Here is a 25,386-nt window from a genome sequence, read left to right as displayed (position 1 = left end):
GCGGAGAGGCGGTACTGCGCTGATGCCGAAGAGGACCGATATCAAGCACGTACTCGTCATCGGTTCCGGGCCGATCGTGATCGGTCAGGCGTGCGAGTTCGACTACTCCGGTACGCAGGCGTGCCGGGTGCTGCGCGAAGAGGGCATCCGGGTCTCGCTGGTGAACTCGAACCCGGCGACGATCATGACGGACCCGGAGTTCGCCGATGCGACCTACATCGAGCCGATCACCCCGGAGTTCGTGGAGAAGGTGATCGACGCCGAGCGGCCGGACGCGATCCTGGCCACCCTCGGCGGGCAGACCGCGCTGAACACCGCGGTCGCGCTGCACGAGCGCGGGGTGCTGGCGAAGTACGGCGTGGAGCTGATCGGCGCCGACTTCGAGGCGATCCAGCGCGGCGAGGACCGGCAGCGGTTCAAGGACATCGTGCGCACCGTCGGCGGCGAGGTGCCGGAGTCGGCGGTGTGCAAGTCGATGGACGACGTGCGCGCGTTCGTCGCCGAGCGCGGCCTGCCGGTGGTGATCCGGCCCAGCTTCACCATGGGCGGCCTGGGTTCGGGCATGGCGCACACCGAGGAAGACCTGGAACGGATGGCCTCCTTCGGGCTGTCCGAGAGCCCGGTGCACGAGGTGCTGATCGAGGAGAGCGTCCTCGGTTGGAAGGAGTACGAGCTCGAGCTGATGCGCGACCACGCCGACAACGTGGTGGTCATCTGCTCGATCGAGAACATCGACGCGATGGGCGTGCACACCGGTGACTCGGTGACGGTGGCGCCGTCGATGACGCTGACCGACCGCGAGTACCAGCACATGCGCAACGTGGGCATCGCGGTGCTGCGCGAGGTCGGGGTGGACACCGGCGGCTGCAACATCCAGTTCGCCATCCACCCGGACACCGGCCGGATGGTGGTCATCGAGATGAACCCGCGGGTGTCGCGGTCCTCGGCGCTGGCGTCGAAGGCCACCGGCTTCCCGATCGCCAAGATCGCCGCGAAGCTGGCCGTGGGCTACACGCTGGACGAGATCCAGAACGACATCACCGGCGAGACCCCGGCGAGCTTCGAGCCGACGCTGGACTACGTGGTGGTGAAGGTGCCGCGGTTCGCCTTCGAGAAGTTCCCGGGCGCGGACCAGGAGCTGACCACGACGATGAAGAGCGTCGGCGAGGCGATGGCGGTGGGCCGCAGCTTCTCCGAGGCGCTGGGCAAGGCGCTGCGCTCGATGGAGACGAAGGCGGCCGGTTTCTGGACCAAGGCCGACCCGGAAGGCGTCACCGTCGAGTCCACCCTGGACGAATTGCGCACGCCGCACGACGGACGTCTGTACACAGTGGAGCGCGCGCTGCGGCTGGGCGCTTCGATCGAGCAGGTGCACGAGGCCTCGGGCATCGACCCGTGGTTCATCGACCAGATCGCGGCGTGGGTCGAGCTGCGCGGCGAGCTGGTCGAGGCGCCGGTGCTGGACGCGGCGCTGCTGCGGCGCGCGAAGCGGGCGGGGGTGTCGGACCGGCAGATCGCCGCGCTGCGGCCGGAACTCGCCGGCGAGGACGGCGTTCGCGAGTTGCGGCACCGGCTGGGCGTGCGACCGGTGTACAAGACGGTCGACACCTGCGCGGCGGAGTTCGCGGCCCGGACGCCGTACCACTACTCGGCTTACGAGTCCGACCCGGCGGCCGAGTCGGAGGTCGCCGAGCAGCGCGAGCGGCCGAAGGTGATCATCCTGGGCTCCGGCCCGAACCGCATCGGCCAGGGCATCGAGTTCGACTACTCCTGCGTGCACGCCGCGATGGCGCTGCGGGACGCCGGGTACGAGACCGTGATGGTCAACTGCAACCCGGAGACGGTCTCGACCGACTACGACACCTCGGACCGGCTGTACTTCGAGCCGCTGACCTTCGAGGACGTCCTGGAGGTCGTGCACTCCGAGCAGCAGTCCGGCACCGTGGCGGGCGTGATCGTGCAGCTCGGCGGCCAGACCCCGCTGGGCCTGGCGAAGCGGCTGGCCGACGCCGGGGTGCCGATCGTGGGCACGCCGCCGGAGGCGATCCACCTGGCCGAGGACCGCGGCGCGTTCGGCGACGTGCTCGCCGGGGCGGGCCTGCCCGCGCCGAAGTACGGCACCGCGACGTCGTTCGAGGGCGCCAAGCGGATCGCCGACGAGATCGGCTACCCGGTGCTGGTGCGGCCGTCCTACGTGCTCGGCGGCCGGGGCATGGAGATCGTCTACGACGAGGCGTCGCTGGAGGGCTACATCGCCCGCGCCACCGAGGTCACGCCGGAACACCCGGTGCTGGTGGACAACTTCCTCGACGACGCGATCGAGATCGACGTGGACGCGCTCTGCGACGGCACCGACGTCTACCTCGCCGGCGTGATGGAGCACATCGAGGAGGCCGGCATCCACTCCGGCGACTCGGCGTGCGCGCTGCCGCCGATCACGTTGGGGCGCCAGGACATCGAGCAGGTGCGCAAGTCCACTGAGGCCATCGCGCAGGGCATCGGCGTGCACGGTCTGCTGAACGTGCAGTACGCGCTCAAGGACGACGTGCTGTACGTGCTGGAGGCCAACCCGCGCGCCTCGCGGACGGTGCCGTTCGTGTCGAAGGCGACCGCCGCGCCGCTGGCCAAGGCGGCGGCCCGGATCATGCTCGGCGCCAAGATCGCGGACCTGCGCGCGGAAGGCCTGCTGCCCGCGGAGGGCGACGGCGCGGACCTGCCGATAGACGCGCCGGTCGCGGTGAAGGAAGCCGTGCTGCCGTTCCACCGGTTCCGCACCCGCGAGGGCGTCGGGGTGGATTCGCTGCTCGGGCCGGAGATGAAGTCCACCGGCGAGGTGATGGGCATTGACGTCTCCTTCGGGCAGGCCTTCGCCAAGTCGCAGGCCGGCGCGTACGGTTCGCTGCCGACCTCGGGCCGGGTGTTCGTGTCGGTGGCGAACAAGGACAAGCGCGCCCTGGTGTTCCCGGTCAAGCGGCTGGCGGACCTCGGGTTCGAGATCCTGGCCACCAGCGGCACCGCGGAGGTGTTGCGCCGCAACGGGATTCCGTCGACCTTGGTGCGCAAGCACACCGAGAAGGACGGCCCGGAGCGCGACATCGTCGATCTGATCAAGGCCGGCGAGATCGAGATGGTGATCAACACCCCGTACGGCAACCCGGGCCCGCGCGTGGACGGCTACGAGATCCGCACCGCGGCGGTGTCCCGCGACATCCCCTGCATCACGACGGTGCAGGGCGCGGCGGCGGCGGTGCAGGGCATCGAAGCCGCCATCCAGGGCAACATCGGCGTCCGGCCCCTGCAGGCGCTGCAGGCGGCCCTGCGGGAGGGCGGTGAGCAGAGCAATGACTGATCCGCTGCGGGCGGGCTTCGGTCGGCGGCTGGCGGAGTCGGTGCAGGCGCGCGGTGCGCTGTGCGTCGGCATCGACCCGCATCCGTCGCTGCTGCACGCCTGGGACCTCGACGAAAACCCGCAGTCGCTGGAGCGGTTCGCGATGACCGCGGTGGAGGCGCTGGCCGGCGAGGTCGCGGTGCTCAAACCGCAGTCGGCGTTCTTCGAGGTGTACGGCTCGGCGGGAATCGCGGTGCTGGAGAAGACGATCCGGGAGGCGCAGCAGGCCGGCGCGCTGGTGCTGCTGGACATCAAGCGCGGCGACATCGGCTCCACGATGACGGCGTACGCGATGGCCTACCTGGACGAGCACGCGCCGCTGGCGGCGGATGCGATCACGGTGTCGCCGTACCTCGGCTACGGCTCGCTCGCACCGGCCATCGGCATCGCGGAGCAGACGGGGCGCGGGGTGTTCGTGCTGGCGCGGACGTCCAACCCGGAGGGCGCGGGCCTGCAGCAGTCGATCCACGGCAGCGGCGACTCGGTCGCCCAGTACATTGTGGACTCGGCGGCGGAGAGCAACGCGGGAGCGGAGCCGATGGGGCACGTCGGGGTGGTGGCGGGAGCCACGATCCGCCCGGACGAGCTGGACTTCTCCCGCCTCAACGGCCCGATCCTGGCCCCGGGCCTGGGAGCCCAGGGAGCGACGGTGCAGGGCCTGCGGGCGGTGTTCGGCGCGGCGCTGCCGAACGTCCTCCCGGCGACGGCCCGCGACGTCCTCCGCCACGGCCCGACGGTCGACGGCCTCCGCGCGGCGGCCCACAAGATCCGCGACGAGGTGACCGGCCTCCTCCAGGGCTGAATTCCCGAGCGAGGGGCATCCTCGGCCGAGCCGGCCGAAGATGCCCCTCGCTTTGCGTTGGCGGCAAAGGGTGTCTGGTACGAAGTTCACGTGCATCCCGCAACGAATGGCGCCGTCGCGCAGAAGAAACCGCCTCGCGTGCTGCGCTGGATCATCGTCCTCCTGCTGCTCTGGCTGGTCACCGGCGGTTATTTCCTGGTTTCCACCGGGGCCGCGATCTGGGCCGGGGGCACCGGCAAGGGCGCGGCCACGGCCAGCCCGGTCGCGCACGTGGAGCTGGAGCAGGGGCAGCCGTTCGGCCTCGCCGCCCACCGGGACGAGTACGTGAGGTGCCAGGTGATCCCGGAGTCCGGCGAGGCGCGCGAGTTCATCCCCGACCGCCCGGCCAACAGCGTTCGCAGCTCGCGGCTGCCGCGGCCGGAACCCGCGTGGTTCTCCGGCGCCGCCGAGGTCCGCTGCACGGGGCCCACGTCGGTGCTCCTGCCGGAGCGCTACGACAAGACCGGGCTGAACGTTCTGATGGGTCTGATGACCGCGTCCAGCCTCATGATCGTGGTGGTGCTCGCGCAAATTGCGCGCCGTGTCCGTTTCAGCAACAGATTGCACGCCCGCGGCTGATTTGCTCGCGGGAACGGATTTCCGAACGACGCTAGGCGTGGTGGACGGTCGGATAGTCTCGAACCAACGGACCGGAAGCTAAGGGGACAGACGGTGAGCAGCGCGTCTGAGCGCATCCAGGAAATGATGCGCAAGTTCGAGGAGCAGGCGCAGAAGGCGTCGGAACTGCAGTCCGCGATGCAGGGCATGCAGGGCACGGCGAGCAGTCCGGACCGGTCGGTGACGGTGACCGTGGCTCCGTCGGGAGCAGTGCTGGACCTGCGCTTGGCGCCGAACGCGGTTCGCCAGTCGGCCAACGACCTGCAGCAGCAGATCATGGCGACCATCCGCCAGGCGACGTCGAGCGCGGCGGAACAGATGAACGAAGCGGTGGCACCGATCCTCGGCGACCAGTTCGACAAGTTCCAGGAAGCGTTCAACGTCGAAGGCGTGGCGATCAAACCGACCGCGGGAGACGAAACGCCCGAGCCGGAGAGCCCCACGCCACCGCCCGCGGCGCACCGCGCGCCGCCGGCGAGCCCGGCAACGCCGCAGCGCCCGCCGCAGCGCAGCGCGGGCTACGACGATGACGACTTCTCCTCGGGCTCCTTCCTGCGCTGAGGGAGATCGTCTTGACGCTGGGCACGCCAACCGGTCGCGGTTGGCGTGCTTGCTTTGTCTGCGAGGGTCGAGGGTTCGCGGCTTCGCCGCAGTGTGCCGTGGTTTCGGGTGTGCCGGCCTTGCGCAATGGCAGTCGGCCGGCCGTGAAATCGGCGATGGAGATCCGATTTTGGTTTCTCCTGTCGCATGGGCTCGGGTTTTGGAGTTCGGCTTCGGCGAAAATGTGAGCGGCGGCACGTGGGCGGTGTCAATGCGAGGGCCGAGGGCAATGGTTGGCCGCTATGAGGCGCGGCACCGAGGAGGAATGCGAAGTTCGTCGCAAACTCGGGCGTTTCCGCGGTGACCGGAGTTCTTCGGCGGCTTCCCGAGCGCTTCATCATCAAGAGCGGGAGCGCGGGCGGTGCCAGGTTTGCCCGGAATGACTTCGTCGACGGTTTCGTGCTTGAGCAGGGGATGAGGTGGTGCCGCCTGGTCTTGCTGGTTGGGAGTGGGCCTTGGGCGGGAGCGCCGGGCTTAGAATGCGAGGCGTGATCGCGGGTGGCAGATTGCCGGACTTTGTCCGTTTTGCGTTGCCGTTGCTCGCCTCGCGGGGATCAAAAAGAACATCGAAGACGAAACGACCATATCTGCGGGAATGGCGGAATTGTTTGCCTTTCGTCGGGAACCATCTGCGGGTGCCGCAACGTCCGAGCGGTTGCCGCAGCGGAATTCTGATGATGACGACTCCTCTGCAGGCTCGTTTCTTCGCTGAGGGGGTGCTGCCTTGACTGATTTGAAGATGACGCCGGGCACGTTGACCGGCCATGGCCAGGGATGCGAGAGCCTGGCCGACAAGTTCGGCCAGCTCGCCGACCTGCTCCACCAGGCCAAGGTGGGCGACGAGTGCTTCGGTCCCATCGGCGACGCCGTGGGCCTGAGCAGCAAGTACTTCGAAAGCCTGGACTCCTGCAAGGACCTGGCGAGCAAGGCACAGGAGTTCCTGCAGCACATGAAGGAAGCGCTGGACGAGACGGTCAAGGACTACGCGGACACCGAGCAGCAGATCTCGGAGACGCTGAAGAAGGCCGGAGAGGGGCTGGGCGGGTGAGCGCGCCGCAGGGACCGGGTGACCTCCAGAGCCTGAACAAGGGCGACGGAAACTCGAAGAACGCGTTCGAGCAGGCCGCGGGCCGCGGCTCGTCGCTGGTGGGTACTTCCCAGGATCTGGCGGACGCCTCGTCGCCGCCCGAGTGGGGCGTGGCCATGGTGTCGGCCCGCGCGGAGCAGTTGGAGCTGCTGACCAACCCCGGCCAGGCGTTGATGAGCAACGGTCTGGGCTTCCTGGTGTCCATCGTGTTGAGCCCGTTGATCGAGCTCGCGGAGTTCGCCATCGGCGACCCGGAGCAGATGCGTTCCACCGGTGAGGGCTGGGAGAACGTCGCGAAGTGGCTCGACCAGGTGGCCGAGCAGGAGTCGCAGCGGGCGCAGGCGACGGCGGAATCCTGGGTCGGCAAGGACGGCGACGCGTTCCGCAAGCAGATGACGGAGTTCGGCGAGGGCACGAAGGCCCTGGCCGCGGATGTCCGCGACCTCAAGGGCACGCTGGACATGATCGCGGACATCTTCGACATGTTCGTCGAGTTCGTCATCGACATCATCACCGAGCTGGTCATCGGCCTGATCGTTCAGTGGCTGGCGGCGTTGGCGGCGTCCTGGATCACGGCGGGTGCATCGGTGGCGACCGCGGGTGCGACGACCACGGTCCAGGTCGGCTCCACGGGCGTGCGCATCACCATGCGGGTCACCAAGATCCAGATGCAGATCGCGAAGCTGGTCAAGCGCCTCGAGGAGCTGCTGCAGAAGGTCCGCGAGGTCGGCAAGCTCCGGAAGGTCATCGACAAGATGAACGAGCTGCGCAACGGCGGGAAGGTCTCCCAGTTCGTGGCGCGGAAGCTTGACTCGAACCTCTTGTTCAACACCCTCACGAGGGCGGGCGACGATTTCGCCTCGACCACGGGCAACCGGTTCATGCAGGGCGTGACCGGTTCGGAGGCGCTTTCCGGGAACCTGGCCCAGCGATTCCTGACGAGTACCCTCGGCGGCCAGACCCGCTTCACCGGCGCCCTCTTCGATGCGGGCATGACCAATGCCAAGGACGCGGCGATCGAGCAGGGCGCCGAGTACGTCTACGGTAAGGGCGAGGACCAGGCGACCGGTCAGATGAACGAACAGGAACGGAAAGCGGCGCAGGAGAAGGGCTTCTCGTGATCGAAGTCGTCGCGTTGCGGCAGTCGTGGGCGCAGTCGGGCGAGCCGATCTGCTGGGTGATCGACGCGCAGGGCAAGTACCTCTTCGAGGTGGCCGGCCGGGATGCGACCGGCAACCCGAAGAAGGGCTTCGCCTCGCGGGTCGCCGGCGGGGTCGGCGGTGCGTTGCTGGAGATCGCGGACGGTGCCCTCGGCGGCAGCGAGGCGAATCACCGGGACGCACCGGCGGGCGTGGTCGTAGGCGGCCAACCCGACTGCGCGGCGGCTTCGCTGGTCGACGTCTACCGGCAGCACGGCGGCCGGGCGGTGTGGGTGCTTTCCGACCGCCGGATGGCGCTCGTCGGTGTTTCGGATCCCGAGGAGACACCTGCGGCCGAGACGGGATCGTTGTTCAGCCGTGCCCGGCGGATGGGGGCGGGGTTGCTCTCCGGCGGGGGCGATGAGCCCGCTGAGCTTGCCGAGGTGGTCGACGACGGGCCGGTGCCGCCGGTCGTGCGGAGCCTGGGCGAATGGCCGAGATCCGTCGTCGCGGCGTGCGACGTGGCGACCCGCAATCTCGGCCGGGAGTACAAGGCCGGGAAGACTCACTACCTGAAGATCCAGCTCGCGGACGGTTCCGCACTGGAGATCGGCCCGTCCGTGGCCGAAGACGACGGGCGAAGGCTGGTAGCGATGAGCTACGGCCGGGCATGACGGGAGCCGTGGTGGGACGCAGTACTTCGTCGATGGTGAAGCTCCTGGTGAAGCACTGGGTGGGCAATTCGGAGCAGCTCGTCTACGTGTTCGGCAACGACGAGCGGGATGGTTACGTCGCTTCGAACGTGCAGGGCGTGAACCGGGTACCGCACGTGATCGCCGGGCCGAGCGTGCGGGTCGCTGAGAAGCACCGCGCGGGCCCGGTTCCGATGAAGGTGTTGCGCAGCGGGGCCTTCATGGGGGACGAACTCGTGCACGATCCCGGGCTGTGGGGATTCGTGCAGGCCGGAGCGCCGGCAGATGCGGCCGTCCGGTTCGGGGACAACCTGACAGCCTCGGGAACGGCGAGTTTCCTCGCCGTGACCAGCCACCGGGTCGGCGTGCTGGTGGAGACCGAACACCTCCACACCGAGGAGGAGGCATCGCAGCCGACGGAGGCCGCCCAGGGATTCTCGTTGCTGGGCGCGGCGAAGTCGGTGGTCCGCGGCGTGGCGTCGCGGGGCGGGGAGGCCCCGGACGACCCGGTCACCTGTGGCTTCGAGATTCCGATGAACTTCATCCGCGAGATCGCCCCGGTGCCGATGGGGCGCGGCGGAAAGCCGGTGCGGTTCCTCCGCTTCTGGTTCGCGGACGGCTCGTCCCTGAGCATCAAGCACCCCAAGGCCGACCAACTCGCCGACACGATCCGCCAAAACATCCGCTGACGACTCACCTTCGACGCTCCGAGCCTGTCGACGCTGCTAGATCGCGCGGTCCGACGGTGAACGAGGAGTGGAAGTGGCTGTTGAGGTGTGGCGGTGGACGGGCCGGCGGGTTCTGGGCGCCGTGGTTCCGCTGGTCATGTTCGTCGGTAGCTTCGCGCTGATGCGGTTCACCGCTGATGACGGGCCGCGGACCTGGGGCGGATGATCCTGGGGCAGTGGGCCGCCGTCGTCGTCATGGGGTTCTGGAGCGACTTCGCCAACAGCGAGGGGATCTCGAAGCCGACGCGTCTTCGCCGCCGGAGTGGGGCGTGGCCACCGTGTCCGCGCGGGCGGAGGCGCTGCAGAGCCTGGCGAGCCCCGGCCAAGCGCTGATGGACAACGGCCTGGGCTTCCTCGTGTCGATCGTGCTCAGCCCGTTGATCGAGCTGGCCGAGTTCGCCATCGGTGACCCCGAGCAGATGCGCGCCACCGGCGAGGGCTGGGAGAACGTCGCGAAGTGGCTCGACCAGGTCGCCGAGCAGGAGCCGCAGCGGGCGCAGGGCACGGCGGAGACCTGGGTCGGCAAGGACGGCGACGCCTTCCGCAAGCAGATGACGGAATTCGGCGACGGCACGAAGGCCCTGGCCGCGGACGTCCGCGACCTCAAGGGCACGCTGGACATGATCGCGGACATCTTCGACATGTTCGTCGAGTTCTTCATCTCCGTCGTCACCGAGCTGATCATCGGCCTGATCGTGCAGTGGCTGGCGGCGTTGGCGGCTTCCTGGATCACCGCCGGTGCCTCGGTCGGCGCGGCCAGCGCCGGAACGGCTGCGCAGGTAGGCGCCCAGGGCGCTCGGGTCGGTGGCCGGATCGCTCAGATCCAGGGCAAGCTCTACAAGCTCTTCCAGAAGCTGGAAGAGCTGCTGCAGAAGGTGCGAGAGGTCGGCAAGCTCCGCAAGGTCATCGACAAGATGAACGAGCTGCGCAACGGTGGGAAGGTTTCCCAGTTCGTGGCGCGGAAGCTTGACTCGAACCCCTTGTTCAACACCCTCACGAGGGCTGACGGGAGCACGTTCGCCACCACCACGGGCAACCGGTTCATGCAGGGTGTGACCGGCTCCGAGGCGCTGGCGGGCAACCTTTCCCAGCGGTTCCTGACCAGTACGCTCGGCGGGTCGACGCGGTTGACCGGAGCGATCTTCAAGGAAGGTGTCTCGACGGCAACGGACGCGGCGATCGAGCAGGGCGCCGAGTACGCCTACGGTAAGGGTGAGGATCAGGTCACCGGGCAGATGAACGAACAAGAGCGGAAATCGGCGCAGGAGAAGGGCTTCTCGTGATTGAAGTTCTGGCGGCTCGCCAGCAGTGGTGCCGGCCGGGGGAGCCCATCCTGTGGTGCCTCCGGTCGCAGCACAGCTACCTCCTCGACGTCGAAGGGCTCGACGACAAGGGGAAGCCGAAGAAGGGGTGGGGCGCGCGCCGCCCTCGGCATCGGCGACGCCGCCGGAGGCGTCCTGGGCGGGGTCTTCGATGCGGTCACCGGTGGGGACACCGACTCCGACTTGAAGACCTGGCCCGCGGGCGTCGTGTTCGGTCCGGCCCCGAACTGCATGGCGGTCGCGGAGCTGTCCCGCATTCCCGCCGAGGCGGTGCACGGCTTCTGGGTGTTGACCCCGCACCGGTTGTCCTGGCTGACCTTCCAGGAAGTCGTTGCGGAGGCCGCGGAAGCCGAGGAGTCGAAAGGCGTCCTCGGCGGTGCGCTCAAGTTCGGGAAGGGTGCGATGAAGTTCGCCCGCGACGTCCGGGACATCGTCGCGTCGAAGCCCGAGTACGAGCCCGGGGACGCCGTCCCGGTGCCGGCGCCCAGCGCGCACTTGGAGATCCAGCGGCCTGCGATCGCCGACGTCAGCGCGTACCAGCGCAAACTCGGCCGCGGTTACACCTCGAACAAGGCCTGGTACCTGCGCGTGCAGTTCACGGACGGCTCGGGGATCGAGATCAGCCCGTCGCGCGATGAGAAGCCCGCGCAGCGGCTGGCGGCGATGTCCCACGGAAGAATCTGACGAGGGCCAGCGATGAGGGATCGGTCCAAAGTTCTACGCCTGCTCACCGACGGCTGGTGCGCGCCCGGCGAGCAGCTCATCTTCCTCGTGGGAGGCGAGCACAAGCCGGGTTGGTTCGGCGCCACGCTCGGCAACACCCGGCAGGTTCCGTACCTTCCGCAGCAGGACGACGGCTTGCAGCCGCCGTGGCCGCTGGTGAACGCCCGTCTGTCGGCGGGGGAGTTCATGGCGGACGAGTGGGTGCACGACCCGGCCGTGTGGGGCTGGTTCCACACCGACAACCCGGGGCGAGCGGCCGCGCAATGCGGGGACGCGCTGAGCCGCGGGAAGCACTTCTCCTGGTTGGCGTGCAGCAACCGCCGGCTTGCGGTGATCGTGGAGGCGGATGCGCGCGCCGATGCGCTGAAGGCCGCTGAACAGCAGAAAGCGTCGGAGGGCGAGGAGTCTTCCGGGCTGCTGGGTGGCTTGTTCGGCAAGGGCAAGGCGAAGGGCGAGGATGATCAGCCGCGAGCGCCGCAGCACCCGGCCGGCCCGATCGAAACCTGGTGGGAGATCCCGATCCCACACGTCGGCCGGTTCACCTCGGCCGAGCGCGGTCGGGGCGGCGAGCCTGTGGAGTTCTTCGGAATCCAGTTCGCGGACAACTCGGTCCTCGAGTTCCGCCTGATCAACGCCCCGGATCTGGTCGAGACCGTGTACCTGAACCTTCGTTGAGACGTGCCGTGCGCATCGTCAGCTACCTGTTGTCGCTGTTCTTCGCCTTCACCGCGTTGGTCTTCCCGCTCACCTGACTCCGATCGGCCGGGGCACTCCGGTCCGAACGGGCGCGGGCAGCCGGTCCGTTAGGGTTTTCCCGGTGACCGGCTGTTCGGAGGGTTGATGGGCGACGCACCTCTGCTGGGCGGGCGTTACCGGTTGGGCGCCCGCCTGGGTACCGGCGGCATGGCCGACGTGCACCGGGCGATGGACACCCGGTTGCAGCGCGTCGTCGCCGCCAAGGTCTTCCGCTCCGGCGCCGATGCGGTCGGGCGGGAGCGGTTCGCCGAGGAGGCGCGGATTCTCGCCGGGCTGAGCCATCCCGGCCTGGTCACGGTGCACGACTTCAGCGCCAGCGAGGACGAGCTCTACCTGATCATGGAGCTGGTCGAGGGCCGGACGTTGGCGGACGTGATCGCCGCGAACCCGCTGCCACCGGAGCAGGTCGCCGACCTCGGCGGCCAACTGGCCGACGTGCTGGCGCACGTGCACGACAACGGGATCGTGCACCGCGACGTGAAGCCATCGAACGTGCTGATCGCAGGCGACGGCAAGGCCTTCCTGGCCGACTTCGGCATTTCCCGGCTGGCCGCCGCGGTCGCGCGGATGACCAGTTCCGGGATCATCGTCGGCACCGCCACCTACATGGCCCCGGAGCAGGTCAGCGGCGGCGACGTCAGCTACCCGGCAGACGTCTACGCGCTCGGCCTGGTGCTGTTGGAATGCGTCACCGGCCGGGTCGAATATCCCGGTGCGGGCGCGGAAAGCGCCGTGGCGAGGCTGGTGCGCGCGCCGGAGGTGCCGGTCGGGATTCCCACGCACCTGCACCGGGCGCTGATCGCGATGACCGCCGCCGCGCCGGAGCGGCGGCCGACCGCCGAGCAGAGCGCTGACCTGCTCAGCGGCCGGGCGACCGAGGTGATCCCGCGGATTCCGGTCGTCCCGCAACGCCCGCCCGAGCCGCCGAACCGGCCGATGACCCAGCACCTCCCGGTCGCCGAGCTGCCGAAACGGCGGAACCGCCGGCCGTTGCTGCTGGCCGGCGGCGGAGTGCTGGTGCTGCTGGTGGCGCTGATCGGGTTTCTCTCGCTGCCCGAAGCACCCGTTTCGCCGATGCTGCCGCCGGTGTCGGGGCCGGCGGGAGTCGCCCGCCTGCCCGATGATCTCGCCAACCTGGAAAGGCTGGTCCGGGAATGAAACGCGCCCTGCTCGTCGCGCTCGCGCTGCTGCTCGCCGGTTGCGGCAGCGCGCCCGAACCGGTCGATCCCCAGGTGCGCCAGCAGCTCATCGCGCAGGTGGAAGCGGTGAAAACCGCCGCATTGGCCAACGACCGCGCCGCTGCGGAGTCGGCTCTCGCCGAGCTGAACCGCGAAATCGCCACCGCGCAAGCGCAGGGCAAGCTCAACCCGGACAACGCCCGCGTGATCCTCGCCGCGGCGGATCGCGTCGCCGAGGACGTGCGCACCATCCCGCTGCCCGAGCCGCCGGCTCCGGTGATCGTGACGGTCGCCCCGCCCCCGCCCGCTGCCGACACCGGGCGCGAAGGCGGCAACGAGCGTTGGGAGGAGCGGCAGAAGCGCTGGGAAGAACGGGGGAAGAACTGGGAAAAGCGGCTGGAGAACAACGGTAAGAACGACGACTGACGAGGAAATTCCCGGTCTCCGGCAGTCGGTTACCCGGATGGCGCAGCAATGGTTGTGCCAATTTCGGCTCGTGTGGCAGGGTTCCGCTCGCAGTGCAAACTCGGACTGGAGGCGGACCGTGCGCAAGGGACTCGCGGCCGGCGCGATCGCGACCGGACTTCTCCTGGCGGGCTGCAGCACCGGCGCGACTCCCGCCGAGCAGCCGCCGAACGGCTCCACCCGCACCGCGGCGGCGAAGTCGCTCGAAGTGAGCGACCCGTGCTCGCTGCTCACCTCGGATCAGGCGAAAACGCTTGGCCTGGAACAAGAACCGAAGCCGGCGGAGAACGAGGGCAAGCCGGGCTGCCAGTACGAGGCGGGCACCCCGGGAGGCCCCGGCTGGGGCGTGTTCGTCGCGGCGGACCCGAAGCGCACGTTCCAGCAGTTCGCCGAGGCGCAGCCGCGCGCCCAGCGGCTGGACGTCGGCGGCTACCCGGCGGCGAAGGTCAACGACGCCACGGGCTGCACGTTCGTGGTCGACGTCGCGGACGCGGGATCCCTGCTGGTGAGCGCCCTGGTCCGATCGGGAGCCCCGATCGAGGTGGGCACCAGCTGCGACGCGGCGAAGCGAACGACCGAAGCAGCCCTGAAAACCCTCCCCGCCGCGTAGCACCTCGTTCGGCTCAGGCTGGCCGGATCTGCAAGAACTGGCCGTACGTCCTCGCGTCGCCAGTCCCCACCCCTGGCACATTGGTGCAGGTGACCTTGTAGCCGGATGGCATGGTCGTGGTCACGCCCTCGGTCGTCATGCTGGCAGGGGAGGCGCACAGGGGCTGGAGCTGTTCGAAGGCCTCGGTGGCTTCCCCTAGCTCTTCGGGTCTGCCCTGCCAAATGTGCTTGGCGGCGATCACGAATACCGGGATCAGGGCTTTGGCCGGGTCCTGCATCGTGGTGTGTTCGCCCTTGTGCACTGCGGCTGACGTGCTCACGCTCAGAATGAACTCCCGGAGCTTGCCGTTCGGGTTATTCAGATGCCTTTGGTATTTGATCGACGCCCGGATGGTGTAGGGCTGACCGACGTTGTCCTTCGTCTCGCACAGTCGCGGCGTGGATACGGGGCTCCCGACCTCTGTTCGTTCGCCCTGTCGCAGGCAACTCCAGCCCTCCGCGGCAACACCGTCCATCGCGGCGTCGGGGTTGTAGTCCTCGGGGAAGCACTGCAGGAAGTTCGGAAGCTCCGGGTCGCAGGGGACCGGGGCGCCAGGTTTGGGTGGCTCCGTTTTTCTGGTGGCAGTGGGTTCGGATGTCGTCGGAACTGCCTCGCGGGTGGGTTCGGCGCTCGTCTGGTGGGGCTTGACGGCGAGCACGTAATAGGCCCGAAGCCCGAGGAGCCCGCCGACGACCAACAGCAACGCGACAACGGGAATGACGATGAACGGCCACTTCCTCCGCCGTGGGGCGACCTTCGCGTTCATTCCTGGCCGCACAGTGCTTCGACGACGTCTCGCGCGTCGGCGGTGAAGGCCTGGTCGAGGAAGTAGAGCTTGTCGGCGAGATCGGTCAGCTGCCGCCTGGCGACGACGACTTCGACGCCGTCCTGGGCGATCGAGACCTCGTCGCGGACGAGCATCGTGACGGTGACCTCGGCTCGTCGCCCATCGGCCGGAATTTTCCAGCTGGCGCACATGTTTTCTGCCCTCCCGGATCGCAATGTTCGCTTGCGGCAACGACTTTCCAGGGCTCCCAAACGGGCACGCAAACATACTTTCGAGTGACTTGAGTTACGTGCCCCGCTGGCAACTGGTGATCCTGATCGGAGGAGGTCAGATCGATTCCGAAAGCGGGAGGGCAGATGAACGGACGAGTGGGTGTCCCGGTCCGGGTGCGCCGAGTGTCGAGCGAACTCCGCGAGCTGAGGCTGCGAAGCGGCCTGGGAGCAGAGGAAGTAGCTGGGGCGCTTGGGTTTTCGATGAGCAAGCTCAGCAGGATCGAGAATGGCCAGCGAGGGCTGCAAGCCGATGACGTCGCGGCGTTGCTTGGCCTCTACCGGGTCCCTGCGCCGCGTCGTGAGGAACTGCTCGCCTTGGTTCGGAGCGGTGCGGTCCCGAATTGGTGGCAAGTGCAAGACGGTCGCTTGCCAGCGATGTGGCCTGATGTGATCAGGTTCGAGAAAGAAGCGCGCGCCATCCGAAACTACGAGACCATGTTCATTCCCGGCCTGCTCCAGACCGCGGAGTACGTCGGGGCTATTGGCAGAGGTACCCAGCCTGACATCGGTGTTGACGAGTTGGACACGCTCGTGTCCGCTCGCCTGGGGCGGCAAGCGCTCTTGAGTCGGGCAGATGCGCCTGAGCTCGAGGTGTTGATCGAGCAGATCGTCCTTGAACGGCCGGTCGGTGGCAGCGACATCATGTACCGCCAGCTGCGCCACCTGATGAATTCGGCAGAGTGCGACAACATCGTGGTTCGGGTTCTTCCGACCGCGCTCGGGGCGCATCCTGGGATGGAAGGCCCGTTCATGCTGCTTGAATTCGCTAGCCAGTCGACGCTCGTCTACCTGGAGCATCGCGGGAACAGCGCGTTTGTCGAGACCGCCGAACATGTTGCAGCAACATCGCTGACCCTTGAGTGGTTGCGTGACATGGCGTTGTCGCCAGAGGATTCGGTCGGGCTCATCGCGGCCATCGCGCAGGGCCTGACCTGAGAATCAGCAAGGAGCGCACTGTGGCAAGCGACGACCATCCCCTTCTTCGTTGGCGGAAAAGCAGCCGTAGCAGCATGCAAGGGAACTGCGTGGAGGTGGCTCACGCCGCTGACGTTGTCGCCGCTCGGGACTCCAAGGACCCGGGAGGCGGTGTACTGGTGTTCAATGCCAGGACCTGGGCTTCCTTTGTTGAAGGCCTCCACGCCGGGCGGTTCCACGCATAGACGGCCATGATCCGAAACCCCTAAGCGGCATCCGGGTGGAAATTCACCCGGATGCCGCAGCGTCTGCGGGATCAACCTTGGTCCGCAATGGCACCTGCTTGCGCTAACGTTTGCCACGTTGGCAAGTGGCAAGTGGCAAGTGAAGGCTGTCGCCTACCTGCGATGGCCCGCGAACGAGGGGAGTTCGACGGTGTCCGAGGGGGACGGCGGCACATACCAGCCGGTAGATCAGCGTGCGATAGACGCAATGCGGATGACGCCCGGCCTTTCCGGGATGATGGGTGCTGCCCTGAACGCCGCCACGCGAGCTGCAGACAACGCAGCCCTGGCGCAAACGCAGCAGGCGGGCGGAGCGATGCGCGTCGACCCCGACCAGGTCGACAAGCTGGCCCGGTTCTTCAGGGACGAAGCGGAGGCGCTTCGGAAGCGGCGGCGTGACGTGAGCGACCTCGCGGTAGTTGATCCCCCTGGCACTGACCCTGTGAGCACACAGGCCAGCGAAAAGTACGGGCAGGTCGCTTCCGGGAACCCCCAGGCTTACCTGGACAACTACCTGAAACTTGCGGACGCTTTTGACCACACTGCGCTGAATCTGGAGGGCAGCGCGAAGCAGTGGCGAACCAACGATGGCGATGCGGCAGCTGGAATGGGAGGAGTCGATCGTGCGTAAAGGGCTCGCTGTTGGTGCGGTCCTGATCAGTGTGTTGGTGGCAGGTTGCGGCGGAGGAGCCGAGACACCGGAGCCTCCTGCTGAGACAAACTCGTCATCGGAACCGACAGCCACGCAATCAGCACGCACGGCTCCCGTGAAATCGCTCGACGTTTCCGACCAGTGCTCGCTTGTTGCCGAAACACGGGCGAAGTCGTTTGGGGCAGACCAAGCAGCCGAGCCCGGTGAGTCGAACGGCAAGAAGGGCTGCGACTACATGAAGGGTGTGTCGGGCGGCGGCTTCATCGTCTTCGTCTCTGCGGACAAGAGCCAGACCATGCAGAAGTTCGCGGACGCGCGGAAGTCCAAGACACAAATGATCGAGGTGGGCGGTTATCCAGCTGCCCAGGTTCCGGTTGACCAGGCCAGTTGCCTTCTTGCGCTCGACGTTTCTGACCAGGGTTCGCTGTACATCAACACCTTGGTGCCTTCTGGGAGCCCGAATCCGTGTGATCTTTCGAAGCAGTTCGCTGAGGCTGCTCTCCAGAATCTTCCCGATGCGTGAGGGGGCAGGGGATGACTGACACCAGACAGATAGAACCTTCGGACTTCGAGGGCGCGAGCCTGGAACAGATGCGCGGTTGGGTCGAGGGTGGCACGGCCGAGGGCTTGTACAACAAGACCGATGGGTGGAAAGCGGAGGACGTCTACCTCCGTGATCTCAAGACTCGCCTTGACGACAAGCTTAAGGAAGTCGGCGTCGTCATGCAGTCCGAGTCCGGTGAAGCCATGAAGAACCAGGCCGTGCCGGTGGCGCTATGGACCGAGGTCGCCGCCGACAGCGCGCTCGCGCAGTCGGAGCTGATGACGCAGCAGGGCGATGCGTTCAAGAAGGTGCAGACCTCGATTCCGGGCAAGGCCGAGGAACAGGAAGTTCCTGACGACAGCTGGATCGAAGAGGGCTGGGACAAGATGTGGACCGGCTCGACCGACGCCGAGGACGCCAAGGCGCACAACGAGAAGCTGCGTCATGAGGCCGTTCAGGCGTTCCAGAACTATGACAGCGCATCGCAGAGCGCTGTTGCCGCGAGTGCTGTGTTCACGGCGCCGCCGGACGGTGGCATGAACACCACGGTCACCGGGCAATCGATCCCGAACGTTTCGACGCCGCACAGCACCACCAGCCAGTCGGCGAATCCGGTGGTGGCGGACAAGATGGGGCCGCCCGGGCCGGTCACCAGCACGACCGGCACCACTAGTACCAGCAGCTCCGGGCACGTCAGCAACACGAATCCCGTGTGGAATCGGCCCGACGTGCCCCGGCCGCCCGGGCCTGTCACGAGCCCTCCGATCTACGAACGCCCCGTTGGTCCCGTCGGGCCCGGGGTTCCGTCCGGTCCCGGTGGTCCCGGCGGCGGTCGGGCCGGTGGCCCCGCTGGCGGTCGACCTGGCGGCGCCGGTGGTGCCGGGGGGCGCGGCAGTGGCGGTGCCGGTGGTCGTGGCGCCGGCGGTCCCGGTGTGGGGGCCGGTGGCCGGGCCGGGATCGGCGGGCCCGGCAGCGGTGCTCCCGGGTCCGGTCCCGGTGGCGCTGGGGGTGCCGGTGGTCGTGGCGGTGCCGCGGGGGCCGGTGCGGCCGGTGCTCGCCCGCAGGGCAAGCAGGGCGAGGAGGACCAGGAGCACGAGACTCCCGACTACCTCAAGGGCGATCACGGCTTCTTCGACGACGAGATGCCGAAGGTCGCGCCGCCCGTTTTCGGTGAATGGGAACAGAAGTAGCCCACTGCTGAGCAGATGATCGCGTGGGCGGCGCCGGTTCGGCGCCGCCCACGTGCTGGACTGGGGAGCATCCGGTGAAAATCGAGCTGTCTAAGCAGGCTTTCCACGAGGCCTGGAAGCACTTCAAACTGGGGACCAAACCACTCGTGCTCAACGTGCTCCCGGAAGGCATCCGGCAGTCCGAGCGGCGCGAGGCCGAACGGCGGGCGTGGGACGAGCTGCGCGCGCTCGGGTTCGGCAACGAGATGCGGGAAGACGACATCTACGGCGTGTTCCTGCCGCTGCAGCGCTACGAGCGGGCCTTCGACGTCACCTTCAACGAGCGCAGGCCGGACGGCGGAAAGCGGGTGCTGTCCGGGCTGGTCGCCAACGTGCGAAGCAACGCGGCGCTGGCGGTGCAGACAGCGGAGAGCGTCCGACTGGTGGCCTTGCCCGCCGACTCCATGGTCCGGGCCGCGCTCAGCGTGCTGCCCGACGACCTCAAGGCCGGGCCAGGGCGCGGTGTGTCGCTGCGCAGCTCGGCGATGGAGGAGGCTTCCAAGGCCGCCGGGACGTCCGACCGCGCGATGGCGGACGGCCTTGCCAGGCAAGGGGTTCGCCGCGACGACGCGCGGACGCTGGTGGAGATGGCCGGCGGGCAGCGCGTCGCGTGGGCCCAGTTCGGCGCGTCCATCATGGACGGTCAGGGCAAGCGGCACCGGGCGCCGATGGTCACGAACTTCTTCGCCAACGCGAAGGGCTGGTACTTCATCGAGAACAGCCACCGCAGCGCCGAAGCCTGGACGACGATCGCCCCGGCGGACAAGCAACGGATGGCCACGAGGGTCCAAGACCTCCTGAAAACCCTCTGACGCCGCGAGCCGGGCCCGGTCAGGGCTCGTGAGCACTTTGGATCGCTATAGAGCCTGTTTCCAGGCTCGTCCTGCGTGGCGGTGCGGGTGGCGGCCCCCCTTGCGGGAGTCACCGCGGTCTTCTCGCTGTGGGATCCCCGACATCATGAATGACCAATTCACCACGTCGGGGCTGTCCTCGCTGGGAGAACCCCAGGGGGGTGGGCACCGTGAACCCGCGGCGGTGCCGGTTGCGTGGGTGGGCTAAGCGGCTGCGCCGCTTCAAATACAAAACGCCCGCGTTACCACAACCCACCCAACAACATCCAAAACAGCCTCTATAGCAGCCCAAAGTGCTCACGAGACCTGACCTGCCGAAGTGCCTGCCGTTCCGGTCGGTGTCGTGTTGATCACTTAGGGTGATTGCATGGCTGCTACCGAGGTGCAGCGCGGGTGGCGGGCGTTCCGGGAATCGCCGTTCTTCCCCGCGACCGTGCTGGTGTTCATCCTCGCCGCGGCCGCCGCACTGTTCGCCGGCTCCTACACCTTCGCGATGGCCAATCCGACGCCGCACAGCGTTCCGCTCGCCGTCGTCGGCACCCGCCACGATCCTGCGCTCGTCGACGAGATGGAGCAGGCCGCGGGCACTGCGTTCGAGCTCCACCGGTACGACTACGCCGATGCGCTGCGGGCCGTGGAGGAGCAGCGCGTGTTCGGCGTGCTGGACCTGCGCGGCGACGTGCTGCGGCTCGACGTGGCCAGTGCTTCGGGCGCGTCCGTCGCGCAGCTCTTGGAGCAGGTGGCGCCGAAGACGGGGGCGGGCCTCGGCCTCGCGGTCACCGTCACCGACCTCAAGCCGCTGCAGCGCGGTGACCCGCGCGGGCTCGCGCTGTTCTACGTGTCGCTGGCCGCGATCATCATCGGCTTCGTCGGCGCCATCCAGCTCAGCGTGCACGCCAAGGCGCTCAATCCCGCCGAGCGGATCGCGTTCACCGCCGCCTTCTCGCTGCTCGGCGGGTTCGCCATCATCGCCGTGGTCGACTGGCTGCTCGGCGCCGTCCGGTTCCCGTTCATCGAGGCCTGGCTGATCCTGGCGCTGACGATGTTCACCTCCGGGATGGTGTTCACGATGTTCAACACGCTGCTGGGGCGGTGGGCGATGGTGCCCACGTGGGGGCTGATGGTGCTGCTCGGCAATCCCTCGTCCGGCGGCGCGGTGTCCTGGCCGCTGCTGCCGTCCCCGCTGGGCCTGATCGGCGTCTGGCTGCCGCCCGGGGCGTCGGTCAACGCGATGCACACCGCCGTCTACTTCGGCGGCTACCAGCACGTCTTCCCGTTCCTGGTGCTCGCCGGCTGGGCGGTGCTGTCCTGCGCGGTTTTCGGGATCTGGCGCCGCCGCCATCCCGGCGGTCGGCCGGCCGATCCGGACGCCGCCTGAACCATTACGGAACTTCCGCGTAGCGGAAACGCACGAGTTCTTGATCACTTCGCGGATGAGGGCCATTTCACCCCGGCGTGACCTGCGAGGACGCCTCGGAGTGGCTCAACTGTGCGGAAATCGGACACATTCGAAGAGTTTTGGCCGAGATTAGTGCACTTCAGCGGCTTTGTTGGTAGTACTTGCAACGGCCCCGTGCTCGTGCGCGCCTCGTACGAGCGGAACCAGGCGGGTCTGGGCGGCGAACCGGATGAATCCTGCTCACAAAAACGGGGACCCAAGTGGAACCCGGCAGAGCGGACTCGGTACCGTCGCCCGCACCGATCAAGAGAAACCCCACATCACGGAGGACATGGTGGCCCTTCCCCAGCTGACCGAGGAGCAGCGGGCAGCAGCTCTGGAAAAGGCGGCTGCCGCCCGTCGCGCCCGAGCTGAGCTCAAGGAGCGCCTCAAGCGAGGTGGAACCACGCTGGCGGAGGTCCTGGAGACCGCCGACAACGACGAGGTCTTGGGCAAGATGAAGGTCTCCGCCCTGCTCGAAGCCCTTCCCGGCGTTGGCAAGGTCCGCGCTTCGCAGATCATGGAGCGGCTGGAGATCGCCAACAGCCGTCGACTGCGCGGGCTGGGTGAGCGGCAGCGCAAGGCGCTGCTCTCCGAGTTCAGCGGCGAGTGATCGACGCACAAACCGGCGCTGAGCCGAGGACCGTCCGTCAGGGCGAGCCTCGGCTCACCGTCGTTTCCGGGCCCTCCGGAGTCGGCAAGTCCAGCGTGCTCAGCGAGGTGCGCAGGCAGGCCCCGGAGATCTACTTCAGCGTGTCCGCGACCACCCGCGCGCCCCGCGCCGGGGAGGTCGACGGCGAGCACTACCACTTCGTCTCGACCGCGGAGTTCGAGCGGATGATCGCCGCCGGCGAGATGCTCGAACACGCCCGCTACGCGGGCAACCTCTACGGCACCCCGCGCAAGCCGGTCGAGCAGGCCCTGGCGGCCGGTCATGCGGCCGTGCTGGAGATCGAGCTCCAGGGCGCCCGCCAGGTGCGGACGGCCATGCCGGAGGCGCAGCTGGTCATGCTGCTGCCTCCGTCCTGGGAGGTGCTGGTGGACCGGCTCACCGGTCGCGGCACCGAGCCCGCCGAGGTCGTGGAGCGGCGGTTGGCGACCGCGCGCGAGGAGCTGGCGGCCGAATCGGAGTTCGACGCGTCGGTCGTCAACGCCGACGTGCAGGCCGCTACCAGCGAATTGCTACGATTGATTCTTGGCCGCGAGCAGTGACACCGCGCGTTTCGCGCTGGCCCAGCGTCGACCGGGTCGCCAGCCATGTCACTGCCGCCCCAGCAGACATCCACGAGGAGCAGGAGCCACTCACGTGAGCACCCCCAGCGCGCTGGCTGCGCTCAACAGCAGCCCGTCGACCAACACCGTCGAGGGCATCACCTACCCGCCGATCGACGACCTGCTCGAGCAGGTCAGCTCCAAGTACGCCCTGGTGATCTACTCCGCGAAGCGGGCGCGGCAGATCAACGACTACTACGCGCAGCTCGGCGAGGGCCTGCTCGAGTACGTCGGGCCGCTGGTCGAGCCGGGCCCGCGGGAGAAGCCGCTGTCGATCGCGCTGCGCGAGATCCACGCGGGCGTGCTCGAGCACACCGAAGGCGAGTGACGACGGTCAACAGCGGTGCGGCCGCGCCGCAGGACCGCCCGCGGGTGGTCCTCGGCGTCAGCGGTGGCATCGCCGCCTACAAGGCGTGCGAGGTCCTGCGGCGGTTGACCGAGTCGGGCCACCGAGTCCGGGTGATCCCGACCGAGGCCGCGCTGCGCTTCGTCGGCGCGGCGACCTTCGAGGCGCTGTCCGGGCAGCCGGTGGAGACCGGCGTGTTCGCCGACGTCGAAGAGGTCCCGCATGTGCGGCTCGGCCAGGAGGCAGACCTCGTCGTCGTCGCGCCCGCCACCGCTGACCTGCTGGCCCGTGCGGCGCACGGGCAGGCGAACGACCTGCTCACCTCGACGCTGCTGACGGCGCGGTGCCCGGTGCTGATGGTCCCGGCGATGCACACCGAGATGTGGGAGCACCCGGCGACGCAGGACAACGTGGCGCTGCTGCGCAGCCGCGGCGTGGTGGTCGCCGAGCCCGACAGCGGCCGGCTGACCGGCGCGGACACCGGCAAGGGCCGGTTGCCCGATCCCGCCGAGATCGTCGACCTGGCACGGCTGCTGCTGGCCGAGTCGCACGCGCTGCCGCGCGACCTCGAGGGCCGCCGCGTGGTGATCTCCGCCGGCGGCACGCGCGAGCCGCTGGATCCCGTCCGCTACCTCGGCAACCGCTCGTCCGGCCGGCAGGGCTACGCGCTGGCGCGCGTCGCCGCCCACCGCGGCGCGGACGTCACGCTGGTCGCCGCGCACACCGCCGACCTGGCCGATCCGGCCGGGGTCCGGGTGATCCGGGTTGGCACCGCGGAGGAGCTGCGGTCGGTGATGCTGGCCGAGTCCGACGGCGCGGATGCCGTGGTGATGGCCGCCGCGGTCGCCGACTTCCGCCCGGTGTCGCACGTCGGACACAAGATCAAGAAGACCGATCGGGACCCGGAGCCGCTGGCGCTGACCCGCAATCCGGACATCCTCGCCGAGCTCGTCGAGGCGCGGAACGCGGGCAAGCTGGCGGCGTCGCTGATCGTCGGGTTCGCCGCCGAAACGGGCGACCCGACCACCAGCGCGCTGGAGCACGGCCGCGCCAAGCTCGCCCGCAAGGGCTGCGACCTGCTGGTGGTCAACACCGTCGGTGACGGGCAGGCCTTCGAGGTCGAGGACAACTCGGGCTGGCTGCTGGGCGGCGACGGCACCGAGCAGCCGATCCCGTTCGGCGCGAAGTCCCGGCTGGCGGCCACATTGTGGGACGCTGTGAATCGGCAGCTGTCCCGGCAGTAGGCTGACCTCGCACGTCAGGCCACTGCGGTGAGTCTTTTTTCGCAAGGAATTTCAGGGAGAGTCGTGAGTCAGCAGTCGGACCTGCGCACCGGTCGCAGGTTGTTCACCAGTGAGTCCGTGACCGAAGGCCACCCGGACAAGATCTGCGACGCGATCAGCGACTCGATCCTGGACGCGTTGATCGCCCAGGACCCGCGGTCGCGAGTCGCGGTCGAGACGCTGGTGACCACCGGTCAGGTGCACGTCGCGGGCGAGGTGACCACCGCGGCCTACGCGGACATCCCGACCATCGTGCGGGAGAAGATCCTGGAGATCGGCTACGACTCCTCCGCGAAGGGCTTCGACGGCAACTCCTGCGGCGTGAACGTCGCCATCGGCGCGCAGTCCCCGGACATCGCGCAGGGCGTCGACGTCGCGCACGAATCCCGCGTCGAGGGCGTGATCGACGAGATCGCCAAGCAGGGCGCCGGTGACCAGGGCCTGATGTTCGGCTACGCCTGCGACGACACGCCGGAGTTCATGCCGCTGCCGATCGCGCTGGCGCACCGGTTGTCGCGGCGGCTGACCCGGGTCCGCAAGGACGGCGTGCTGCCGTACCTGCGGCCGGACGGCAAGACGCAGGTGACCATCGAGTACGCCGGTGACCAGCCGGTTCGCCTGGACACCGTGGTGCTGTCCACGCAGCACGCCGCCGACATCGACCTGGAGTCGATGCTGGCCGTCGACATCAAGGAGAAGGTGGTCGGCCCGGAGATCGAGCCCCTCGGCATCGACACCTCCGACACGCGCCTGCTGGTGAACCCGACCGGGCGGTTCGTGGTGGGTGGCCCGATGGGCGACGCGGGCCTGACCGGCCGGAAGATCATCGTCGACACCTACGGCGGCATGGCCCGCCACGGCGGCGGTGCGTTCTCGGGCAAGGACCCGTCGAAGGTGGACCGCTCCGCTGCGTACGCGACGCGGTGGGTGGCCAAGAACGCGGTTGCCGCCGGGCTGGCGGGCCGCATCGAGGTGCAGGTCGCCTACGCGATCGGCAAGGCCGCGCCGGTGGGCCTGTTCGTGGAGACCTTCGGTACCGAGAACGTCGACCCGGCGCGCATCCAGTCGGCGATCAACGAGGTCTTCGACCTGCGCCCGGCGGCGATCATCCGCGACCTCGACCTGCTGCGGCCGATCTACGCCCAGACGGCGGCCTACGGTCACTTCGGGCGCAGTGACGTCGACCTGCCCTGGGAGCGCACCGACCGAGCCGAGGCCCTCAAGGCCGCCGCCAACGCCTGACCTCCGCTGGTCACTCCGGGGCCGTGAGTCTTTTGGGCTGCTATAGCAACCCGCCCGGCCCAGGAGGGTCAGGGCGGCGGGGAGG

Annotated in this window: 29 protein-coding genes; 27 read left to right on the top strand and 2 right to left on the bottom strand. The window is 68.4% G+C overall.

What is annotated here, in order from left to right:
* The first annotated feature begins 22 nt into the window (after positions 1 to 22).
* The 15 genes from carB to AB0I53_RS01660 all read left to right on the top strand — a co-directional run bounded on the left by carB (position 23) and on the right by AB0I53_RS01660 (position 14,147).
* Complete coding sequence (gene carB / locus AB0I53_RS01730) at positions 23 to 3,349, top strand: carbamoyl-phosphate synthase large subunit (protein WP_358594833.1); 3,327 nt, start codon at positions 23 to 25, stop codon at positions 3,347 to 3,349.
* Complete coding sequence (gene pyrF / locus AB0I53_RS01725) at positions 3,342 to 4,190, top strand: orotidine-5'-phosphate decarboxylase (protein WP_358594830.1); 849 nt, start codon at positions 3,342 to 3,344, stop codon at positions 4,188 to 4,190. Before carB ends, pyrF begins: the two co-directional genes overlap by 8 nt.
* A 90-nt stretch (positions 4,191 to 4,280) precedes the next feature.
* On the top strand, positions 4,281 to 4,808 hold the full coding sequence (locus tag AB0I53_RS01720; protein WP_358594827.1) for a hypothetical protein: 528 nt from the start codon (positions 4,281 to 4,283) through the stop codon (positions 4,806 to 4,808).
* A gap of 93 nt (positions 4,809 to 4,901) precedes the next feature.
* Positions 4,902 to 5,408 carry a YbaB/EbfC family nucleoid-associated protein gene (locus AB0I53_RS01715; protein WP_358594825.1) on the top strand — a complete coding sequence of 169 codons (507 nt, stop codon included), beginning with the start codon at positions 4,902 to 4,904 and terminating at the stop codon, positions 5,406 to 5,408.
* A gap of 763 nt (positions 5,409 to 6,171) precedes the next feature.
* Positions 6,172 to 6,495: a hypothetical protein gene (locus tag AB0I53_RS01710; RefSeq protein ID WP_358594822.1), complete on the top strand. Its 324-nt coding sequence runs from the start codon at positions 6,172 to 6,174 to the stop codon at positions 6,493 to 6,495.
* The gene (locus AB0I53_RS01705; protein WP_358594819.1) at positions 6,492 to 7,655 is read left to right on the top strand and encodes a hypothetical protein; all 1,164 of its coding nucleotides are present in this window, start codon (positions 6,492 to 6,494) and stop codon (positions 7,653 to 7,655) included. The genes AB0I53_RS01710 and AB0I53_RS01705 overlap by 4 nt, the downstream gene beginning before the upstream one ends.
* Positions 7,652 to 8,347 carry a hypothetical protein gene (locus tag AB0I53_RS01700; protein WP_358594817.1) on the top strand — a complete coding sequence of 232 codons (696 nt, stop codon included), beginning with the start codon at positions 7,652 to 7,654 and terminating at the stop codon, positions 8,345 to 8,347. The genes AB0I53_RS01705 and AB0I53_RS01700 overlap by 4 nt, the downstream gene beginning before the upstream one ends.
* Positions 8,348 to 8,358: 11 nt before the next feature.
* Entirely contained in the window at positions 8,359 to 9,054 is a 696-nt protein-coding gene (locus AB0I53_RS01695; protein WP_358594814.1) for a hypothetical protein, read from the top strand.
* Between the two features lie 73 nt (positions 9,055 to 9,127).
* The gene (locus AB0I53_RS01690; protein WP_358594811.1) at positions 9,128 to 9,259 is read left to right on the top strand and encodes a hypothetical protein; all 132 of its coding nucleotides are present in this window, start codon (positions 9,128 to 9,130) and stop codon (positions 9,257 to 9,259) included.
* A gap of 103 nt (positions 9,260 to 9,362) precedes the next feature.
* Complete coding sequence (locus AB0I53_RS01685; protein WP_358594808.1) at positions 9,363 to 10,376, top strand: hypothetical protein; 1,014 nt, start codon at positions 9,363 to 9,365, stop codon at positions 10,374 to 10,376.
* Between the two features lie 222 nt (positions 10,377 to 10,598).
* Complete coding sequence (locus AB0I53_RS01680) at positions 10,599 to 11,099, top strand: hypothetical protein (RefSeq protein WP_358594805.1); 501 nt, start codon at positions 10,599 to 10,601, stop codon at positions 11,097 to 11,099.
* A 12-nt stretch (positions 11,100 to 11,111) separates the two neighbouring features.
* Positions 11,112 to 11,813 (top strand): hypothetical protein, encoded by a 702-nt coding sequence (locus AB0I53_RS01675; protein WP_358594803.1) that lies wholly within the window; start codon positions 11,112 to 11,114, stop codon positions 11,811 to 11,813.
* 165 nt (positions 11,814 to 11,978) lie between these two features.
* The gene (locus tag AB0I53_RS01670) at positions 11,979 to 13,052 is read left to right on the top strand and encodes a serine/threonine-protein kinase (protein WP_358594801.1); all 1,074 of its coding nucleotides are present in this window, start codon (positions 11,979 to 11,981) and stop codon (positions 13,050 to 13,052) included.
* Entirely contained in the window at positions 13,049 to 13,498 is a 450-nt protein-coding gene (locus AB0I53_RS01665) for a hypothetical protein (protein ID WP_358594798.1), read from the top strand. Before AB0I53_RS01670 ends, AB0I53_RS01665 begins: the two co-directional genes overlap by 4 nt.
* Before the next feature lie 118 nt (positions 13,499 to 13,616).
* On the top strand, positions 13,617 to 14,147 hold the full coding sequence (locus AB0I53_RS01660) for a DUF3558 domain-containing protein (RefSeq protein ID WP_358594795.1): 531 nt from the start codon (positions 13,617 to 13,619) through the stop codon (positions 14,145 to 14,147).
* 13 nt (positions 14,148 to 14,160) lie between these two features.
* Here AB0I53_RS01660 and AB0I53_RS01655 read toward each other — a convergent pair whose 3' ends face one another.
* Both AB0I53_RS01655 and AB0I53_RS01650 read right to left on the bottom strand, forming a co-directional pair.
* Complete coding sequence (locus AB0I53_RS01655; protein ID WP_358594793.1) at positions 14,161 to 14,952, bottom strand: hypothetical protein; 792 nt, start codon at positions 14,950 to 14,952, stop codon at positions 14,161 to 14,163.
* Positions 14,949 to 15,164 (bottom strand): hypothetical protein, encoded by a 216-nt coding sequence (locus AB0I53_RS01650; RefSeq protein ID WP_358594790.1) that lies wholly within the window; start codon positions 15,162 to 15,164, stop codon positions 14,949 to 14,951. Before AB0I53_RS01650 ends, AB0I53_RS01655 begins: the two co-directional genes overlap by 4 nt.
* Before the next feature lie 165 nt (positions 15,165 to 15,329).
* On the opposite strand from AB0I53_RS01650, the gene AB0I53_RS01645 reads away from it, so the two are divergent.
* The 12 genes from AB0I53_RS01645 (at position 15,330) to metK (ending at position 25,301) form a co-directional block, all read left to right on the top strand.
* Complete coding sequence (locus AB0I53_RS01645) at positions 15,330 to 16,181, top strand: helix-turn-helix transcriptional regulator (protein WP_358594787.1); 852 nt, start codon at positions 15,330 to 15,332, stop codon at positions 16,179 to 16,181.
* A gap of 20 nt (positions 16,182 to 16,201) precedes the next feature.
* Complete coding sequence (locus AB0I53_RS01640) at positions 16,202 to 16,405, top strand: DUF397 domain-containing protein (protein WP_358594784.1); 204 nt, start codon at positions 16,202 to 16,204, stop codon at positions 16,403 to 16,405.
* A 190-nt stretch (positions 16,406 to 16,595) separates the two neighbouring features.
* The gene (locus tag AB0I53_RS01635; RefSeq protein WP_358594781.1) at positions 16,596 to 17,075 is read left to right on the top strand and encodes a hypothetical protein; all 480 of its coding nucleotides are present in this window, start codon (positions 16,596 to 16,598) and stop codon (positions 17,073 to 17,075) included.
* The gene (locus tag AB0I53_RS01630) at positions 17,038 to 17,619 is read left to right on the top strand and encodes a DUF3558 domain-containing protein (RefSeq protein ID WP_358594779.1); all 582 of its coding nucleotides are present in this window, start codon (positions 17,038 to 17,040) and stop codon (positions 17,617 to 17,619) included. Before AB0I53_RS01635 ends, AB0I53_RS01630 begins: the two co-directional genes overlap by 38 nt.
* Before the next feature lie 11 nt (positions 17,620 to 17,630).
* Entirely contained in the window at positions 17,631 to 18,830 is a 1,200-nt protein-coding gene (locus tag AB0I53_RS01625; protein ID WP_358594776.1) for a hypothetical protein, read from the top strand.
* A 74-nt stretch (positions 18,831 to 18,904) separates the two neighbouring features.
* Complete coding sequence (locus AB0I53_RS01620; protein WP_358594774.1) at positions 18,905 to 19,681, top strand: ESX secretion-associated protein EspG; 777 nt, start codon at positions 18,905 to 18,907, stop codon at positions 19,679 to 19,681.
* A 406-nt stretch (positions 19,682 to 20,087) separates the two neighbouring features.
* Positions 20,088 to 21,098 carry an ABC transporter permease gene (locus AB0I53_RS01615; RefSeq protein WP_358594771.1) on the top strand — a complete coding sequence of 337 codons (1,011 nt, stop codon included), beginning with the start codon at positions 20,088 to 20,090 and terminating at the stop codon, positions 21,096 to 21,098.
* Between the two features lie 355 nt (positions 21,099 to 21,453).
* A complete protein-coding gene (gene mihF, locus AB0I53_RS01610) occupies positions 21,454 to 21,771 on the top strand; it encodes an integration host factor, actinobacterial type (RefSeq protein ID WP_029535742.1) in 318 nt (105 codons plus the stop codon).
* On the top strand, positions 21,768 to 22,370 hold the full coding sequence (gene gmk / locus AB0I53_RS01605; RefSeq protein WP_358594768.1) for a guanylate kinase: 603 nt from the start codon (positions 21,768 to 21,770) through the stop codon (positions 22,368 to 22,370). The genes mihF and gmk overlap by 4 nt, the downstream gene beginning before the upstream one ends.
* 94 nt (positions 22,371 to 22,464) lie before the next feature.
* Positions 22,465 to 22,758, top strand: a complete 294-nt coding sequence (rpoZ, locus tag AB0I53_RS01600; protein ID WP_010310991.1) for a DNA-directed RNA polymerase subunit omega — start codon at positions 22,465 to 22,467, stop codon at positions 22,756 to 22,758.
* Positions 22,755 to 24,020, top strand: a complete 1,266-nt coding sequence (gene coaBC, locus AB0I53_RS01595) for a bifunctional phosphopantothenoylcysteine decarboxylase/phosphopantothenate--cysteine ligase CoaBC (protein WP_358594765.1) — start codon at positions 22,755 to 22,757, stop codon at positions 24,018 to 24,020. Before rpoZ ends, coaBC begins: the two co-directional genes overlap by 4 nt.
* Positions 24,021 to 24,119: 99 nt before the next feature.
* The gene (gene metK, locus AB0I53_RS01590; protein ID WP_358595215.1) at positions 24,120 to 25,301 is read left to right on the top strand and encodes a methionine adenosyltransferase; all 1,182 of its coding nucleotides are present in this window, start codon (positions 24,120 to 24,122) and stop codon (positions 25,299 to 25,301) included.
* Positions 25,302 to 25,386: the final 85 nt, after the last annotated feature.

It is taken from the genome of Saccharopolyspora sp. NPDC050389, assembly GCF_040655595.1.
Lineage (GTDB): Bacteria > Actinomycetota > Actinomycetes > Mycobacteriales > Pseudonocardiaceae > Saccharopolyspora.
Note: the sequence above shows the minus strand (reverse complement) of the source record. Positions and strands in the feature narration are given on the sequence as shown.

Bases quoted from the DNA above. Each gene is read 5' to 3' on its own strand.
- carB (WP_358594833.1), top strand. From the start codon at position 23: ATGCCGAAGAGGACCGATATCAAGCACGTACTCGTCATCGGTTCCGGG.
- pyrF (WP_358594830.1), top strand. From the start codon at position 3,342: ATGACTGATCCGCTGCGGGCGGGCTTCGGTCGGCGGCTGGCGGAGTCG.
- AB0I53_RS01675 (WP_358594803.1), top strand. From the start codon at position 11,112: ATGAGGGATCGGTCCAAAGTTCTACGCCTGCTCACCGACGGCTGGTGC.
- AB0I53_RS01670 (WP_358594801.1), top strand. From the start codon at position 11,979: ATGGGCGACGCACCTCTGCTGGGCGGGCGTTACCGGTTGGGCGCCCGC.
- AB0I53_RS01665 (WP_358594798.1), top strand. From the start codon at position 13,049: ATGAAACGCGCCCTGCTCGTCGCGCTCGCGCTGCTGCTCGCCGGTTGC.
- AB0I53_RS01655 (WP_358594793.1), bottom strand. From the start codon at position 14,952: ATGAACGCGAAGGTCGCCCCACGGCGGAGGAAGTGGCCGTTCATCGTC.
- AB0I53_RS01650 (WP_358594790.1), bottom strand. From the start codon at position 15,164: ATGTGCGCCAGCTGGAAAATTCCGGCCGATGGGCGACGAGCCGAGGTC.
- AB0I53_RS01645 (WP_358594787.1), top strand. From the start codon at position 15,330: ATGAACGGACGAGTGGGTGTCCCGGTCCGGGTGCGCCGAGTGTCGAGC.
- AB0I53_RS01630 (WP_358594779.1), top strand. From the start codon at position 17,038: ATGCGGCAGCTGGAATGGGAGGAGTCGATCGTGCGTAAAGGGCTCGCT.
- AB0I53_RS01625 (WP_358594776.1), top strand. From the start codon at position 17,631: ATGACTGACACCAGACAGATAGAACCTTCGGACTTCGAGGGCGCGAGC.
- AB0I53_RS01615 (WP_358594771.1), top strand. From the start codon at position 20,088: ATGGCTGCTACCGAGGTGCAGCGCGGGTGGCGGGCGTTCCGGGAATCG.